General features: G+C 67.7%; 16 protein-coding genes. 6 read left to right on the top strand and 10 right to left on the bottom strand.

What is annotated here, in order from left to right:
• Window positions 1-28: 28 nt before the first annotated feature.
• Window positions 29-1825 carry an AcrB/AcrD/AcrF family protein gene (locus PGN16_RS00375; protein WP_335307446.1) on the top strand — a complete coding sequence of 599 codons (1797 nt, stop codon included), beginning with the start codon at window positions 29-31 and terminating at the stop codon, window positions 1823-1825.
• 84 nt (window positions 1826-1909) lie between these two features.
• Here the strand turns inward: PGN16_RS00375 and PGN16_RS00370 are convergent, their stop codons facing one another.
• The 6 genes from PGN16_RS00370 to PGN16_RS00345 all read right to left on the bottom strand — a co-directional run bounded on the left by PGN16_RS00370 (window position 1910) and on the right by PGN16_RS00345 (window position 5689).
• Window positions 1910-2527 (bottom strand): MarC family protein, encoded by a 618-nt coding sequence (locus PGN16_RS00370; RefSeq protein ID WP_335307445.1) that lies wholly within the window; start codon window positions 2525-2527, stop codon window positions 1910-1912.
• The gene (folD, locus tag PGN16_RS00365; protein WP_335307444.1) at window positions 2527-3396 is read right to left on the bottom strand and encodes a bifunctional methylenetetrahydrofolate dehydrogenase/methenyltetrahydrofolate cyclohydrolase FolD; all 870 of its coding nucleotides are present in this window, start codon (window positions 3394-3396) and stop codon (window positions 2527-2529) included. The genes PGN16_RS00370 and folD overlap by 1 nt, the downstream gene beginning before the upstream one ends.
• Complete coding sequence (locus tag PGN16_RS00360) at window positions 3393-3659, bottom strand: DUF167 domain-containing protein (RefSeq protein WP_335308364.1); 267 nt, start codon at window positions 3657-3659, stop codon at window positions 3393-3395. The genes folD and PGN16_RS00360 overlap by 4 nt, the downstream gene beginning before the upstream one ends.
• A 32-nt stretch (window positions 3660-3691) precedes the next feature.
• Window positions 3692-4003 carry a YggT family protein gene (locus PGN16_RS00355; protein ID WP_335307443.1) on the bottom strand — a complete coding sequence of 104 codons (312 nt, stop codon included), beginning with the start codon at window positions 4001-4003 and terminating at the stop codon, window positions 3692-3694.
• Between the two features lie 67 nt (window positions 4004-4070).
• A complete protein-coding gene (gene argB / locus PGN16_RS00350; RefSeq protein WP_443019553.1) occupies window positions 4071-4976 on the bottom strand; it encodes an acetylglutamate kinase in 906 nt (301 codons plus the stop codon).
• A 26-nt stretch (window positions 4977-5002) separates the two neighbouring features.
• Entirely contained in the window at window positions 5003-5689 is a 687-nt protein-coding gene (locus PGN16_RS00345; RefSeq protein WP_335307441.1) for a queuosine precursor transporter, read from the bottom strand.
• A 267-nt stretch (window positions 5690-5956) separates the two neighbouring features.
• Between PGN16_RS00345 and PGN16_RS00340 the strand changes: the two genes are divergently transcribed.
• Window positions 5957-7291: a NupC/NupG family nucleoside CNT transporter gene (locus PGN16_RS00340; RefSeq protein WP_335307440.1), complete on the top strand. Its 1335-nt coding sequence runs from the start codon at window positions 5957-5959 to the stop codon at window positions 7289-7291.
• 139 nt (window positions 7292-7430) lie between these two features.
• On the opposite strand, the gene PGN16_RS00335 is transcribed toward PGN16_RS00340, so the two are convergent.
• The 3 genes from PGN16_RS00335 to PGN16_RS00325 form a co-directional block, all read right to left on the bottom strand.
• Window positions 7431-7571: an entericidin A/B family lipoprotein gene (locus tag PGN16_RS00335; protein WP_443019552.1), complete on the bottom strand. Its 141-nt coding sequence runs from the start codon at window positions 7569-7571 to the stop codon at window positions 7431-7433.
• Between the two features lie 63 nt (window positions 7572-7634).
• Window positions 7635-8516: a hypothetical protein gene (locus PGN16_RS00330; RefSeq protein ID WP_335307439.1), complete on the bottom strand. Its 882-nt coding sequence runs from the start codon at window positions 8514-8516 to the stop codon at window positions 7635-7637.
• 37 nt (window positions 8517-8553) lie between these two features.
• Window positions 8554-8922: a CsbD family protein gene (locus PGN16_RS00325; protein ID WP_335307438.1), complete on the bottom strand. Its 369-nt coding sequence runs from the start codon at window positions 8920-8922 to the stop codon at window positions 8554-8556.
• Window positions 8923-9274: 352 nt separating this feature from the next.
• Between PGN16_RS00325 and PGN16_RS00320 the strand changes: the two genes are divergently transcribed.
• A complete protein-coding gene (locus PGN16_RS00320) occupies window positions 9275-12007 on the top strand; it encodes a TonB-dependent receptor (RefSeq protein ID WP_335308362.1) in 2733 nt (910 codons plus the stop codon).
• 154 nt (window positions 12008-12161) lie between these two features.
• Window positions 12162-13493 carry an amidohydrolase gene (locus PGN16_RS00315; RefSeq protein ID WP_335307437.1) on the top strand — a complete coding sequence of 444 codons (1332 nt, stop codon included), beginning with the start codon at window positions 12162-12164 and terminating at the stop codon, window positions 13491-13493.
• Window positions 13494-13583: 90 nt separating this feature from the next.
• Here the strand turns inward: PGN16_RS00315 and PGN16_RS00310 are convergent, their stop codons facing one another.
• Window positions 13584-14012: an NIPSNAP family protein gene (locus tag PGN16_RS00310; protein ID WP_335307436.1), complete on the bottom strand. Its 429-nt coding sequence runs from the start codon at window positions 14010-14012 to the stop codon at window positions 13584-13586.
• A gap of 131 nt (window positions 14013-14143) precedes the next feature.
• Here PGN16_RS00310 and PGN16_RS00305 point away from each other — a divergent pair, with 131 nt between their 5' ends.
• Together PGN16_RS00305 and PGN16_RS00300 are read left to right on the top strand one after the other, a co-directional pair.
• Window positions 14144-14329, top strand: a complete 186-nt coding sequence (locus tag PGN16_RS00305; protein WP_335307435.1) for a hypothetical protein — start codon at window positions 14144-14146, stop codon at window positions 14327-14329.
• A 32-nt stretch (window positions 14330-14361) separates the two neighbouring features.
• Window positions 14362-15315 (top strand): 2-hydroxyacid dehydrogenase, encoded by a 954-nt coding sequence (locus PGN16_RS00300; protein WP_335307434.1) that lies wholly within the window; start codon window positions 14362-14364, stop codon window positions 15313-15315.
• The last annotated feature ends 44 nt before the right edge of the window (window positions 15316-15359 follow it).

Genomic DNA, 15359 nt, shown 5'->3' with positions numbered 1-15359 from the left:
CGCCAGGGTGCGGCGTGAAGGAAAAGTGTTGACCGACCCATTGTTGCCGCCCGCCACGCACGACCGCGTCGCGCGGACGCTCGATCGCCACTGGCTCCGGCTGACGCTACTGGCATGGGCCGGCATCGCGATCTGGTACGTGTGGCAGCGCTGGGCCGCGATCCATTGGCTGTCACTGGGCGATACCGACGACAATATGCGGCTGATGCAGGTCCGCGCGCTGCTGAACGGCCAGGGCTGGTTCGACCTGCGCAACTACCGGCTCAATCCGCCGGGCGGGTTCGACATCCATTGGTCGCGGCTCGTCGACCTGCCGATCGCCGGGCTGATCGTGCTGCTGCGGCCGTTCGTGGGCGTGGCGGAGGCCGAGCGGCTGGCGTGCGGGATCGCGCCGCTGCTGCCGATGGCGGTGGTGCTGGTGGCGCTCGGCGCGACGCTGCGGCGGCTGGTGCATCCGCTGGCGTGGCCGCTGGGGATCGCGCTGTTCCTCGCCACCAACGTCGCGCTCGGCATGTTCATGCCCGATCGGATCGACCATCACGGCTGGCAGCTCGCAATGCTGGCGGTGACGGTCGCCGGGCTGTGCGATCCGCACCGCGCGCGCGGTGGTGCACTGGTCGGCACCGCGACCGCAATTTCACTGACGATCGGGCTGGAAATGCTGCCCTATGCCGCGATGGCGGGGGGGATCATCGCGCTCGCCTGGGTATGGGAGCGGGCAGAACGTGAACGGCTGGCCTTCTACGCGCTGGCGCTCGCCGGCGGGGTGGCGGCGGGATTCGCGGCGTTCACTTCCTACGCCAATCGCGTCTATCGCTGCGATGCGCTCACCCCGGTCTATGCCTCGACGATGGTGCTGGCGGGCGGGCTGCTGCTGGCGCTCGCGGTCGTTTCGCCGCGCAAACCCTTGATACGATTGTTGCTGGTGGTCGCGGCGGGTGCGCTCGTAGCGGCGTTCTTCGCGCTCGCCTTCCCGCAATGCCTCGGCCGGCCCGAGCAGGTTTCGAACGAACTCTATACGAGCTGGCTGTCGCAGGTCCGCGAGGCCAAGCCGATCTACCGCCATCCGCTGCGTGTCGCGCTCCCGATCGTCACCCTCCCGCTCATCGGACTGATCGGCGCATTATTTGCGACGTGGCGGGCACGCCGGCAGCCGACCCTGCGCGGCTGGGCATGCGTGGCGCTGTTCGGGGCATTCGCGGCGCTGATGCTGTTGTGGCAGGCGCGCGCCGGTCCGGCGGCGCAGCTGCTCGCGATCCCCGGCGCGGCGGCGCTGGCGTGGATGGCCGTGCCGTGGCTGATCGCACCGCGTTACTGGTGGGCGAAGGCAGCGGCGGCGGCGGCGCTGTTCGTGATCGTCTCGGGCAGCTTTACCCAGATCATCATCGATCGCTTCAAGGTCGATCGCCCCAGCGCCTATGTCCGCCGCGTCAACAAGGCGACCGGGCGCTGCCTGACGATCCCGGCGATGCAGCCGCTCGACCGCTATCCGGCACAGACCGTCTTCACCTTCGTCGACCTCGGACCGCGGCTCATCACCCTGACCCACCACAACGCCATCGCCGGCCCGTACCACCGCAACGGCAACGCGATCCTCGACGTCCACCACGCGTTCATGGGCACGCCGGAGGTGGCGCGCGCGATCATGAAGCGCCACGGCGCGACGATGCTGCTGGTGTGTCCTGACATGGCCGAGTCGACCAACTACCGTGCCAAGGCGCGCGGCGGCTTCTACGACCGGCTGGCGAAGGGCGAGCATTTCGACTGGCTGGTGCCGCTGCCGATCAAGAAGGGATCACCGTTCAGAGCGTTCCGGGTGGAGTAGATTACGTCACTGCGAGCGCAGCGAAGCAATCCAAGGCATCCTGATACGGTCCTGGATTGCTTCGCTGCGCTCGCAATGACGAACTTACCGCAACTGCTCCATCACGCCGTCGATCACGAATTGCACCGCCAGCGCGGCGAGCAGCACGCCGAGCAGGCGAGTGATGACCGCCTCGATCTTCGCCCCCAGCACCCGCATCAGCGGCCCGGCGGCGAGCAGCGCCATCAGCATCAGCAGCAGGTTGGCCGCCAGCGCCGCCATCACCACCGCGGTCTGTTCGATGCCGTGGCTGCGCGCGGTGAGCAGCATCACCGACGCGATCGAGCCCGGTCCGGCGATCATCGGCATCGCCATCGGGAAGATCGAGACGTCGTCGGCCTCTTCCTCGGTGATCTTGGCGGCGCGGTCCTCGCGGCGCTGGGTGCGCTTCTCGAACACCATCTCCAGCGCGATCAGGAACAGCATCACCCCGCCCGCGATCCGGAACGACGCCAGCTCGATCCCGAGCGCATGAAGCAGCGGCTCGCCCGCCAGCGCGAAGACCAGCAGGATCCCCGCCGCGACCATCACCGCGCGGATTGCCATCGCGCGGCGGTGCGCGGCGGTCGCGCCGGCGGTGAGCCCGGCGAAGATCGGCGCGCAGCCGGGCGGATCGATGATGACGAACAGCGTGATGAACGACGAGACGAACAGCTCGATCATCAGAGCGCCGGATCGACCGCGATGCCAGCACGGCGTCCGGCGGCGACGAGCGTGTTGCGCATCAGCACCGCGATCGTCATCGGACCGACGCCACCCGGCACCGGCGTGATCGCGCCCGCAATCTCGGCCGCGCGCGGGTCGACGTCGCCGACCAGCCCTTCATCGGTGCGGTTGATGCCGACATCGATCACGGTCGCACCGGGCTTGATCCACTCCGGCTGAACGAACCCGGGAAGGCCGACCGCGGCGACGACGATATCGGCCTGACGGACATGCCCCATCACGTCGCGCGTGCGGCTGTGGACGGTGGTGACGGTGCAGCTCTGCTGGAGCAGCAATGCCGCCATCGGCTTGCCGACGATGTTCGAGCGGCCGATCACCACCGCCTCCAGCCCGGCCAGATGCGGGTGGATGTCCTGGAGCAGCATCAGGCAGCCGAGCGGGGTGCACGGCACCAGCCCGTCGAGCCCGGTCGCGAGCCGCCCGGCGTTGACCGGGTGAAAGCCGTCGACATCCTTGTCGGGGTCGAGGCGGGTGATGACCGCACGCTCGTCGATATGCTTCGGCAGCGGCAATTGAACGAGGATGCCGTCGACCGTCTCGTCGGCGTTGAGGCGATCGACCAGCGCGATCAGCTCCGCCTCGGTCACATCGGCGGACAGGCGGTGCTCGAAACTCTCCATGCCTGCGGCGATGGTCGCCTTGCCCTTGGAGCGGACATAGACCGACGAGGCCGGGTCCTCGCCGACCAGCACCACCGCGAGACCGGGCTTGCGCCCTGCCTGTTCGGTGAAGGCGGCGGCCGCGATGGCGACACGGTCGCGCAGCTTGGCGGCAAAGGCTTTTCCGTCGATGAGGCGAGCAGTCATGGCGCGACCGCATAGAGCGAAGCGGCGGCGCGCGCCAGCACCTGCGGATCGCCCGCGATCGCGAGCCGCTTCAGGCGCGCGGTCTGTCCGGCGATCAGCGTGACGTCACGCTTCGCGACGCCGAAATGCTTGGCGATCAGCACGATCAGCGCCGCATTGGCCGCGCCGTCGACGGGCGCGGCGGAAAGGCGCGCCGTGAAATGCTCGTCGGTCCCGGCGAGCAGCGCGTCACGCCCGCCGCGCGGCGTGACGCGAACCGCAATCGCGAGCCCGTCCGGCGTCTCGCGCCAGGCGCTCAGATCGCCGTACCGCCGGTCATCGCGCTCAGCGCGATATTGTTGAGGATGATGTTGATGATCGCCATCAGCACCAGCACCACCGCCGGCGCGAAATCGATCCCGCCGGTGTTCGGCAGCATCCGGCGGATTGGGCGGTACATCGGCTCGGTGAGGCGATCGAGCCCCTCGTACAGCGAGCGGACGAAGTTGTTCGAGGTGTTGACGACGTTGAACGAGATCAGCAGCGACAGCACGAATTGCACGATGATGATCCACCAGACGAGGTTCAGGATCACCTGCAGGATCTGGATGATGGTGGTCGTCAGCACGCCGGGCGTCTCCCAATAGGTGTGCCGGTAATGTAGAGCACCGGCGGGCGGATCGAAAGGCTGCCGCTCATTTGCGGATCAGCGTGCCTGCACCGCGTTTCGTAAAGATTTCGAGCAACATCGCGTGCGGCACGCGCCCGTCGAGCACCACCGCGGCATCCACGCCGGACTCGACCGCCGCAACGCACGTCTCCAATTTGGGGATCATCCCGCCCGAGATCGTGCCGTCGGCGCGCAGCGCGGCGACCGCCGCCGGGTTCAGGTCGGTGACCAGTTGCCCCTGCTTGTCGAGCACCCCCGCGACATCGGTGAGCAGGAAGAAGCGCGACGCGCCCAGCGCGGCGGCGATCGCACCCGCCATCGTATCGGCGTTGATATTGTAGGTGTGGCCGTCGGCACCGATGCCGATCGGCGCGATCACCGGGATGATTCCGTCGCGGCTGAGCGAATCGATGATCCGGCGATCGACCGCGACCGGCTCGCCGACGAAGCCGAGATCGACCTTGCGCTCGATCCCCTGCAACCGGTCGGGATCGCTCCGGCCGACCTTCTCGGCCTGCACCAGCCCGGCGTCCTTGCCCGAGATGCCGACCGCACGGCCCCCGGCGCGGCCGATCCAGCTGACGATTTCCTTGTTGATCGAGCCCGCCAGCACCATTTCGGCGATCTGCGCGGTTTCGGCATCGGTGACGCGCAAGCCATCGACAAAGCGCGACTCCACGCCCAGCCGCTTGAGCATCCGACCGATCTGCGGCCCGCCGCCGTGGACGACGACCGGGTTGATCCCGACCGCCTTGAGCAGCACCACGTCCTCGGCGAAATCGGCCTGCGCCTCGGGATCGCCCATCGCGTGCCCGCCGTATTTCACGACGAAGGTCTTGCCGGCATAGCGTTGCAGATACGGCAGCGCCTCGACCAGCGTTTCGGCCTTCAAGGCGGGCGATAGGTTCGGATCGGTCATGTGCGGCGCCATAGCGGCGGCAGGGCGCGCCGAAAAGGTCAGGCGTCGAGCCGGCGCCCGATCGCCACCAGCGCGTAGATCAGCGGCGGCACCAGCGCCACCGACAGCACGACCTTGGCCAGCATCTGCCCCGCCATCAACCACCCGACCGCCGACAGCCCGAAGGCAATCGAGATGAACAGCACCGAATCGACGATCTGGCTGAGCGCGCTGGCCGTCGCGGCGCGGAACCACAGCAGCTTGCCGCCTTCCCTGCCCTTCAACCACGAGAAGATCGTAACGTTGAGCGTCTGCGACACGCCATAGGCGACGATCCCGCCCGCCCAGATCCATGGCGTCGCGCCCATCATCTGGTTGAACGCCGCCAGATGCCCGCCATCCATCTCCGGCGCGGCGGGCAGCACCAGCACGACCAGCGTCAGCACCATCGAGACGAGCAGCGGCACGAACCCCATCAGCACCAGCCGCCCCGCGACCTTCTGCCCGTGCAGTTCGGCGACCGCGCTGGAGGTGACGACCAGCAGCAGAAAGGCGAAGATCCCCGCCTCCACCGCGAGCGGCGGCAGCCCGACCAGCGGCCCGAGCCGCGAGATCGGGCCGAGCGACACCTGCTTGTTGCCGAGCACCCCGGCGATGCACACCATCCCGCCGTAGAAGATCGAAAAGGCGAACAGCGAGGGCGGGATCGCGCGGTGGGCGATCGGGCGATGGTCGGGGTCTTCCATCGCGGCGGTGTACGGGGCGGCGGCGGGGCGGGCAATCACCGATTGCCCGTGACATACACCAGTCCGTTCGTGCTGAGGAAGCATTGAGCTTGTCGAAATGCTGTCTCGAAGCACCGCGTTGGCGAAGGCCCTTCGAGACGAGGCTTCGACAAGCTCAGCCTCTCCTCAGGGCGAACGGATGGGGCGGATAGCGCGTTGACATGATCTTCGCTGGCGATCCGCCGGCGGGCATGTCATGGCGCGGAACTTCGGCAGCGAAGAAGAAAAATGCAACGGACTCTCATCGGCCTGGCGGGGATCGCCGTCATCCTGCTGCTCGCGGTGCTGCTGTCGGCCGACCGGCGCGCGATTCGGCCGCGGATCGTCGCCAGCGCGTTCGCATTGCAGGCAGCCATTGCGACAATCGTGCTCTACTGGACGCCGGGTCGCGCCGCGCTGGCCGGCGCGTCGGCGGGGGTCGCGGCGCTGCTCGGCTATTCGCAGAAGGGCACCGAATTCCTGTTCGGCAATCTCGCCAGCCCGGCGGTCGGCGGGCAGAGCTTCGCGATCGCGGCGCTGCCGGTCATCATCTTCTTCGCCAGCCTGGTCTCGATCCTCTATTATCTGGGGGTCATGCAATTCGTCGTCCGCTGGATCGGCGGCGCGATCGAGAAGGTGATCGGCACCAGCAAGGTCGAGAGCCTGTGCGCCGCCGCCAACATCTTCGTCGGGCAAAGCGAATCGCCGCTGGTGATCCGCCCCTATCTCGCCGGGCTGACCCCGGCGCAGGTGTTCACGGTGATGACCAGCGGGATGGCCGGCGTCGCGGGGACGATCCTCGCCGCCTATGCCTCGATGGGGATCAGCATCGATTACCTGCTCGCCGCCAGCTTCATGGCCGCGCCGGGCGGAATTCTGATGGCCAAGATCATCATGCCCGATCGCGTCGTGCCGCCTGAGGGCGAGCTGCCGCTCGGCGACCTGCCCGACGAACAGCGCCAGATCGCGCTGGCCGAGGCACGGATCAGCGGGCGTGGCCCGGCGGCGCTGCTGCCCGAGGGCACGCCGGGCGAGCCTTTGCCCGATGCGACGCATGACGAGGAAAAGCCTGCCAATCTCATCATGGCCGCCGCGCAGGGGGCGCAGACCGGCGTCAAGCTGGCGGTGGCGGTCGGCGCGATGGTGCTGGCGTTCGTCGCGCTGGTGGCGCTCGCCAACGGGCTGCTCGGCGCGGCGGGCGGGTTGATCGGGATGCCGGGGCTGAGCTTCCAGGGGCTGCTCGGTTATGTCTTCCAGCCGGTCATGTATCTGCTGGGCGTGCCGTGGAACGAGGCCGGGATCGCCGGGGGGTTGTTCGGCGAGAAGATCGTGCTCAACGAATTCGTTGCGTACATCGATCTCGGCAAGCAGGCGGCGGCGCTGTCGCCGCGCACGATCGCGGTGGTGACGTTCGCCTTGTGCGGCTTCGCCAATTTCAGCTCGATCGCGATCCAGATGGCGGTGACCGGCAGCCTCGCCCCCAACCAGCGCCCGACGATCGCGCGGCTGGGGCTGCGCGCGCTGGCGGCGGGAAGCCTCGCCAATCTGATGAGCGCAGCCCTGGCCGGGTTGCTGATCGGCTGACACGCATTTCCCGAGGAGCGCTGCGCCGGAACGGGATATGTCGAAAAGCAAGCGGCCCGCCGGGACGATCGTCCCGGCGGGCCGCCGATAGTCCGACCGACGGCGCGGCCTACGCTACGCGCCGCACCGCCGATCGAAGCTATTTCTTTTCTTCGCCCGAGGCGTTCGACACCGCCTGCCCGGCCGACTTCAGGTCCTTGCCTGCGCCGTGAACGGTGTTGCAGGCCGACAGCGTCAGCATCGCGAGCGAGGCAGTAGCGAGAGCGATCTTGCGGTTCATCATCGTCTCCGTTGCAGGAAAAAGGGGTGCGGCGGGCCGGATACGCTGGCCCGCCGCGGGCACTCAGCGCAGGCGGCGGCGGGTTGCCGTCGTCGCGCCAAAGGCGGCCGCACCGGCGCCGGCCAACAGCGCGAGTACGAGGATGAACGAGGTGCTGGCAGCGGCGCCGGCGGCGGCGTCGGTCGCCGACTTGGCGGTTTCGACCGCGTCATTCTTGGTCTGAACGAACTGCGCCTTGGCCCGCGTGACCTGCGCCTGTGCCTGTTCGCGGCTGATCTTGCGCTGCGCAGCGACGATGTCGACGATCCGGCTTTCCGCGCGCTGCCCGTCAGCACCGCCGCGGGCGAGCGCTGGCAACTGCTTGGCGATTTCGGTCTGCGCCTGCTCCGACGTCATCTGCGCCGGATCGCTGGGCGCGTCCGACAGATAGGCCGACGCTTCCTGCCGCACGTCGCCGGCATCGACGCCCGCGACCTGCGCTGCCCTGGGGGCGACCGCCCCGACCGTCGCCCCGGCAGCGCCCGTCACCGAGCCGACCGTGCGGAACGCACCGCCGATGATCCCGCCGACCGCCGAGGTCAGCAGGTAGAGCGTCAGGATCAGCGTGACGCCCCACACCACCAACCCATGCGACAAGGCATCGAACTTCTCGGTCACGCCCGACAGCCGCGCAGCGGCATAGCCGCCTGAGCCTAGCGCGATCACGGTCGTGATCAGCCAGTAGATGCCGGCCCCGATCCCGAAGCCCGTCGCGCCCGGCGTGGTCCCATCGACCGGGTCGACCATCGACAGCCCGATGCCGGTGCCCAGAATGCCGAGCAGCAGTTGCACCGCCACCGCGATCACCACACCGGCGAAGATCGCGCCCCACGACACGCGCCGTCCGGCGCGAGCGATTGCGCTTTGCTCCACCGGCATCATGCCGGCCGAGAGGTTCGTAGCCATACGCACTCCTGTTACTCTTGAACTCGAATCGTAATCGTCAGCGGCGACGCGCGAAGAGCAGCCACCCCAATGCGACCCCGCCCAGCGCGGCCACCAGCGCCAGCGTCGCGCCCTTGTTCTCACGCACGGTCATGCTCGCCGCCTGCGCCCCGTGGCGCGTCGCGGCCGCGGCACGATCGGCGGTGTCGCCGATCCGCTCACGCGCTTCCTCGATCAGCCCCGGGGTCATGTCCGCAACGTCGCTTGCGATCGACTGCGCGCGGCCGAACAAATTCTCGGCACCGCCCGCGACCTGGTTCAGCACGCCATCGGCCTGCCAGTCGCGACGGTCGGCGACGTCGCCGACGGCCTCCTCGACCTTGCCGCCGACATAGCGCGCACCACCGTGCAGTTCGTGCTTGTTCATGCTCGATCCTCCGATGAAAGTAGTTGAAGCAGCAGGGTGCCCGTGGGATTTCGTCCGATCACCACCGCTCTCCGCAGCCGAACGACGCCGATCCGCGTCGCATTCGCCAACATAACCTGCTCTGGATTAGTAGGTTCCATTAGGAAGCGACGGTGATTTGGTCAGGGCAATATGGGACCGTTGTAAAACCAATTGACAGCCGCTTGATACCAAAGCACCTTGGTCGTGCAGGAGGAGCAGGGCCCGCGATCGGACGAAAGCCGACCGGCGTCACATGCTTAACAACTCGGGGGTTGGGAAAATGGCTGTTGTTGTTCGCGAACCGGCACGCGCTCTGCGTGCGGTGAAGACGATGCTGCTCGGCACCGCAGGGTCTGCGTTGTTCCTGATGGCGCAGATCGCTGCCGCACAGACCGTCCCGGTCGACCCCAATGATCCCGTCACGCCTACCCCGGCGACCAGCGAGCCGATCGCCGCCGCCGATGCCGCCGAGGAAGCGGGCGAGGTCGTCGTCACCGGCTTCCGCGCCTCGATCGCCACCGCGCTCGACGCCAAGCGCCGCGACACGCGTGTCAGCGACGGGATTTCCGCGGAGGATCTCGGCAAGTTCCCGAGCCAGAACATCACCGAATCGATCCAGCGCATCTCCGGCGTGCAGATGCAGAACATCAACGGCCGCGGCGCGACGATCAGCATCCGCGGGCTCGGCCCGCAATATGCGCTCACCACGATCAACGGCCAGACCTTCAAGAGCGCCGACTTCACCGACGGCTTTCGCTACGACATCATCCAGACCGAACTGGCCAATGCCGTGCAGGTGCTGAAGTCGCCGACCCCTGACATGGACAGCGGCGGGCTGTCGGGGACGATCAACATCCAGACCGTCCAGCCGCTCGACTACAAGAACCGCAAGATCGTGCTGTCCGCCAAGGCGCAGAACAGCGAATATGCCGGCAAGACGATCACGCCGAAGTTCGGCGCGAGCTATGTCGACCAGTTCGCGGACGGGCGGCTCGGCGTGTACGTCAACCTCGGCTATCAGAAGCTCGAGGATCGCGCCGACTATCTGTTCCAGGATCGCTGGGCGACGCAGACGATCGACGGCGCGATAATCGCGGTGCCGCGCCGCCCGCGCTATCGCCGCATCGACCGCTCGATCGAGCAATTGACCGGCAGCGGCGGGCTGCAATGGCGCCCGACCGACCGGCTCGAGATCGACGCCACCGCGATCTACGCGCGCGACGACACCAAATATGACGTCAACCAGCAGGTGTTCCTGTTCAACACCGCGCGGCTGACCGCCGGCAGCATCAGCGACGGCGCGTCGAAGGTGACGACCGCCACCAACTTCACGCTGGAGAACAACCGGCAGGAGGAAAGCCGCAAGCTGTCGAGCCAGGGCTATACGCTGGCGATGAAGTGGAAGGACGAGGACGGGCTCGCGGTCCGCGCGGTCGGCAATTTCACGCGTGGCTACGCCTATTCGCGCGAGGATGCCGCGATCCTCGGCGTCACCATCCCGTCGGCGACGCTCGACATCACCGATCCGCGCAAGCCGAAATACACGGTCGCGGCGAACCTGTCCGATCCGGCGCTCTACAATCAGGCGACGCTGGTGCGGAACGAATTCCCGAACGGCGCGACGCGTCGCACCACCGGCAAGGAAGTCTCGACGCAGGTCGACGTCACCAAGGACGTGACGCTCGGCCCGATCTCGCAATTCGCGGCCGGCACCAAGTTCCGCCATGAAAGCTTCGTCCGCGATGTCGGCCGCCACGATCTCGGCTCGATCGCCAACCGGCCGGGGCCGACCAGCACCTTGTTCCCGGCGCTGTCGGCGGCCAGCTACGGCGTCGGCGGGTTCCTCGACGGAAACGGCAACCTGCCCAATGCGTGGATCGCGCCCGACACCGCCGGCTATCGCCAGGCGCTCGCCAATGCCGGGATCGCGGTGCCCGACCTGCCTGCGCCAGAGGGCAGCTATACCGTCGATCGCTACATCCCCGCGGTCTATGCGATGGCCTCGCTCGACAGCATGGTGTTCGGCGCGCCGCTGCGCGGCAATCTCGGCGTGCGCTACGAGCACACTCGGCAGGTCGTGAACGGCAACATCACCCAGCCACGCACCGGCAGCTACACCGACGTCACGCAGAAGATTGGCGAATATGTCGAGACACAGGAATATGACAACGTCCTGCCGAGCCTGAACCTCGTGCTGGAGCCGACCCGCACGCTGCAGGTGCGCTTCGCCGCCGCCAAGGTGCTGGTGCGCCCGATCCTCGATTCGCGCAGCTCGCTGGCGCAGACCACCTCGTCGACCGCCAACACCTTCCCGGTCGGCACGCGCACGCTGACGATCGATCTCGGCCAGTCGGGGCTCAAGCCGCTGACCGCCGACCAGCTCGATCTGGGCGTCGAATGGTATTACGGCCCGGCCAGTGCGCTGTCGATCAACGGCTTCTACAAATGGGTGAAGAACGGCACCTTCTCGTCGCTGGTCTGCCCGTCGGCGTTCAACGGCACCGCGCTGTCGCGCGCCAGCACCGGCGCGACCAACGGCGACTGCGTCGATGCCGCGGGCAACATCTATAACATCACCCAGACCTCGAACGACCCCAGTACGATCCGCATCCGCGGCGTCGAGGTGAGCTGGAACCAGTCGTTCGACCGCTGGCTGCCGGTCGACGGCTTCGGGCTGCTCGCCAATTATACGCGCGTGATCCCGACCAAGGTCGCGATCGGCACCGGCTTCACGGTGCGCAACCTGTCGAAGAACACCGCCAACATCACGCCTTATTGGGAGAACCGGCTATTCAGCCTGCGGCTGTCGGCCAATTACCGCAGCTCCTACGAACAGAATGGCGCGGACAGCTTCTTCGCGACCGAGGGCCATACGGTGCGCGCGCGCACGCAGTTCGACCTGTCGGCGGGCTTCACCCCGACCGATTATCTCAGCTTCGCGGCGGGCGTCATCAACCTGAACAACAGCCGCGAAGAAGCCTATTACAACAACAATCCGTCGATCTGGCAGGAGAGCAGCTTCTACGGCCGCAGCTTCTATCTGTCGGCGACTTTGCGGATGTGAACCTTCGTCATTGCGAGCGTAGCGAAGCAATCCAGGGCGTCCTGATCCGGCCCTGGATTGCTTCGCTCCGCTCGCAATGACGTTTAGACGGCACACGATCGCTTGTTGTGACCGGACGCAGACCCTAGGCTGCGGAAAACAAGGGGGTCTTGCCATGCGTCATCTGCTTCTCGCCGCCGCCGCGCTCGGGGCTTTCGCGCAGCCTGCGTCCGCCGAGCCCGATTATGCCGCGGCGATCCGCGCCGATTACGACACGTCGCTCGCCGCGATGTGGGACGACTTCCACCGCCACCCCGAACTGTCGTTCAAGGAAGAGCGCACCGCCGCGAAGATGGCGGCGGCGCTGCGCGCGATCAAAGGCGTGCAGGTCACCGAGAAGGTCGGCGGGACCGGCGTGGTCGGGGTGTTGAAGAACGGCAGCGGCCCGGTCGTGCTGGTCCGCGCCGACATGGACGGGCTGCCAGTCGAGGAGAAGTCCGGGCTCGCCAACGCAAGCACCGTGCGGCAGGTCGGCGTGGACGGCGTCGAGGCGCCGGTGATGCACGCCTGCGGGCACGACACGCATATCGTCGGGCTGGTCGCGACCGCTCGGCGGCTCGCCGCGATGAAGGATCGCTGGGCCGGGACGGTCGTCTTCGTCGTCCAGCCCGCCGAGGAACGCGTCGGCGGCGCGGCGGCGATGGTCAAGGACGGGCTCTACACGCGCTTCCCCAAGCCCGATTACGCTTTGGCCTATCACTCGAACTCCGAAGGGCTGGCGGGCACCGTGTCGGCGTCGGAGGACATCCAGTACAGCTCGTCGGACAGCGTCGACATTGTCGTCCCCGGCATCGGCGCGCACGGCGCGAGCCCGCAGGCCGGCAAGGACCCGGTCTATATGGCCAGCCAATTGGTCATCGCGCTCCAAGGGCTGGTCAGCCGCGAGCGCCAGCCGCTGCGCCCGGCGGTCATCACCGTCGGCAGCTTCCACGCCGGGCTCAAGCACAACATCATCTCGGATCAGGCAAAATTGCAGGTGACGGTGCGCGCAAACGACGAGGCGACGCGCGCGCAACTGCTCGCCGGGATCAGGCGCGTCGCGCGCGGGATCGGCGAGCTGAACGGGATGCCCGCGGACAAGCTGCCGGTCGTGACGGTGATCGAGGGCACGCCGACGACGATTAACGACGCCGCGCTGGCGCGCCGGCTCAACGCGGTGATGGCGACGACGCTGGGCGCGGACAAGGTGATCCCCTTCCAGCAAAAGGGCATGGGCGCGGAGGATTTCGCCGCGTTCATCGAACCCAAATACGGCATCAAGGGCTATTATTTCGCGGTTGGCGGCACGCAGCAGGCGGCGTTCGACGCCGCCGCGAAGGGCGGACCGCCGATCCCGTCGCACCATTCGCCGCTGTTCAAGGTCGATCCGCAGGCGGTCGTCACCACCGGCGCGACCGCGATGACCGCCGCGGTGCTCGACCTGCTCAAGCCGGGCGGCGCGGCGTAGCGATCCCGTCATCCCGGACTTGATCCGGGATCCCGCTTCTTCTCCCGGCCGTCCGAAAAGCGGGGCCCCGGATCAAGTCCGGGGCGACGATCATTTCGGAAGGATCGGCGGCGAGTAATCCGTTGCGGTCATGAACACGCTGTCGACCTTGGTCACCAGCTTGCCCCCCGCCTCGGACGCCGCGACGACCTTCTGCCACTCGGGGTCCTTGCCGAACGCCGCCCAATCCGCATCGCGCGCCGCACGGCTCGGATAGGCGAGCACATACACCACCCGTCCCTCGGGCGCGGCGTCGGTGGCGATCTCATTCCAATAGGCGACGTTGGTCATGCCGTGCTTGGCGAACAGCCCCAGCGTATGCTCACGAAACCGCGCGTTGAGCGCCGCCGTCTTGCCGGGCGCCGGGTAATAGGTGCGCAATTCATAGACCGCGGTCTTCGGATCGAGCCTTGCCGGTTCGGCCTGCGCCATCCCGCTCGCCAGCATCGCCGCCACGCCCGCCCATATCATCCGTCGCATACAGCCCCTCCTTCTCGTCTTGGCCAACCTATCGGCGCTAAACCGTCGAGCGGACAAGCCCTTCGACTTTCCCTCGCACAAAGAAGGGCTTAACCTTGATCGTGCCCGATGATCGGGCTGGAGGATGTCCGATGCTTCGTCTGCTCGCCGTTGCCGCTGTGCTGACGCTGGTGGCCCCGCCGGTCGCCGCCGCGCCGTGCAAGGACCCCAAGACCGGCAAGTTCGTCAAATGCCCGCCTGCAAAGGCGACGCGCTGCAAGGCCGCCAACGGCAAGTTCGTCAAATGCGGCACGCCCGGCGCGCGTCCGGTCGGCTGACGCGCGGCGCACGAGCCGCTACACCGGCGGGCATGACCGACACGCACATCCTCATGCCCGCCCCGATGCCCGGCGCGGTGATCGCCGCGCTCGACGCGCGCTTCACGCTGCACCGCCTGTGGGAGCAGCCCGACGCCGATGCGTATCTGGCGGAACACGGGCCGACGATCCGCGGGCTGGCCGCCAATACGCTTGCCGGCCGGGTCGATGCCGCGCTGTTCGACCGGCTGCCCGCACTCGAGATCGTCGCCAATTTCGGCGTCGGCTATGACAATATCGACGCGCAGGCGGCGGCGGCGCGCGGGATCATGGTCACCAACACGCCCGGCGTGCTGGACGCCGAGGTTGCCGATCTCGCGCTCGGGCTGTTGCTCGCGACGATCCGCCGCCTGCCGCAAGCCGACCGCTACGTGCGCGACGGGCGCTGGGAACAGGCGCCCTTCCCGCTCTCGCCGACATTGCGCGGGCGGACGGTCGGCATCCTCGGGCTGGGCGCGATCGGGCAGCAGATCGCGCGGCGACTGGAGGGGTTCGATGTCGCGATCGCCTATCATCAGCGGACGCGACGCGACGATGTTGCCTATGCCTATCACGACACTCCGGTCGCGCTCGCGAAAGCGTGCGACGTGCTGATCGCGATCGTGCCGGGCGGCGCGTCGACGCGGCATCTGGTCGACGCCGAGGTGCTGGCGGCACTGGGCGAGAGGGGCATCTTCATCAACGTCGCGCGCGGCAGCGTTACCGACGAGCCGGCGCTGATCGCGGCGCTGCGCGAAGGCACGATCCTCGCCGCCGGGCTCGATGTATATGCCGACGAACCGCATGTGCCGGCCGAGCTGCGCGCGATGGACAATGTCGTGCTACTGCCGCACCTCGGCTCGGCCTCCGAACAGACCCGCGCGGCGATGGGGCAGTTGGTGGTCGATAACCTCATCAGCTGGTTCGACCGCGGAGCGGCGCTGACCCCGGTGCCTGAAACCGCCTGACGCGCGAAAAGGGGAGCAGCGCGCGTGGCGCTGCTCCCCCGGTT

It is taken from the genome of Sphingomonas phyllosphaerae, from assembly GCF_036946485.1.
GTDB lineage: Bacteria > Pseudomonadota > Alphaproteobacteria > Sphingomonadales > Sphingomonadaceae > Sphingomonas > Sphingomonas phyllosphaerae_E.
This window is presented reverse-complemented; position numbering and strand designations above follow the sequence as displayed.

Excerpts from the sequence above, each read along its gene's own strand:
- PGN16_RS00370 (WP_335307445.1), bottom strand. The coding sequence starts at position 2,527 with ATGATCGAGCTGTTCGTCTCGTCGTTCATCACGCTGTTCGTCATCATC.
- folD (WP_335307444.1), bottom strand. The coding sequence starts at position 3,396 with ATGACTGCTCGCCTCATCGACGGAAAAGCCTTTGCCGCCAAGCTGCGC.
- argB (WP_443019553.1), bottom strand. The coding sequence starts at position 4,976 with ATGGCGCCGCACATGACCGATCCGAACCTATCGCCCGCCTTGAAGGCC.
- PGN16_RS00345 (WP_335307441.1), bottom strand. The coding sequence starts at position 5,689 with ATGGAAGACCCCGACCATCGCCCGATCGCCCACCGCGCGATCCCGCCC.
- PGN16_RS00340 (WP_335307440.1), top strand. The coding sequence starts at position 5,957 with ATGCAACGGACTCTCATCGGCCTGGCGGGGATCGCCGTCATCCTGCTG.
- PGN16_RS00335 (WP_443019552.1), bottom strand. The coding sequence starts at position 7,571 with ATGAACCGCAAGATCGCTCTCGCTACTGCCTCGCTCGCGATGCTGACG.
- PGN16_RS00330 (WP_335307439.1), bottom strand. The coding sequence starts at position 8,516 with ATGGCTACGAACCTCTCGGCCGGCATGATGCCGGTGGAGCAAAGCGCA.
- PGN16_RS00325 (WP_335307438.1), bottom strand. The coding sequence starts at position 8,922 with ATGAACAAGCACGAACTGCACGGTGGTGCGCGCTATGTCGGCGGCAAG.
- PGN16_RS00320 (WP_335308362.1), top strand. The coding sequence starts at position 9,275 with ATGCTGCTCGGCACCGCAGGGTCTGCGTTGTTCCTGATGGCGCAGATC.
- PGN16_RS00315 (WP_335307437.1), top strand. The coding sequence starts at position 12,162 with ATGCGTCATCTGCTTCTCGCCGCCGCCGCGCTCGGGGCTTTCGCGCAG.
- PGN16_RS00310 (WP_335307436.1), bottom strand. The coding sequence starts at position 14,012 with ATGCGACGGATGATATGGGCGGGCGTGGCGGCGATGCTGGCGAGCGGG.
- PGN16_RS00305 (WP_335307435.1), top strand. The coding sequence starts at position 14,144 with ATGCTTCGTCTGCTCGCCGTTGCCGCTGTGCTGACGCTGGTGGCCCCG.
- PGN16_RS00300 (WP_335307434.1), top strand. The coding sequence starts at position 14,362 with ATGACCGACACGCACATCCTCATGCCCGCCCCGATGCCCGGCGCGGTG.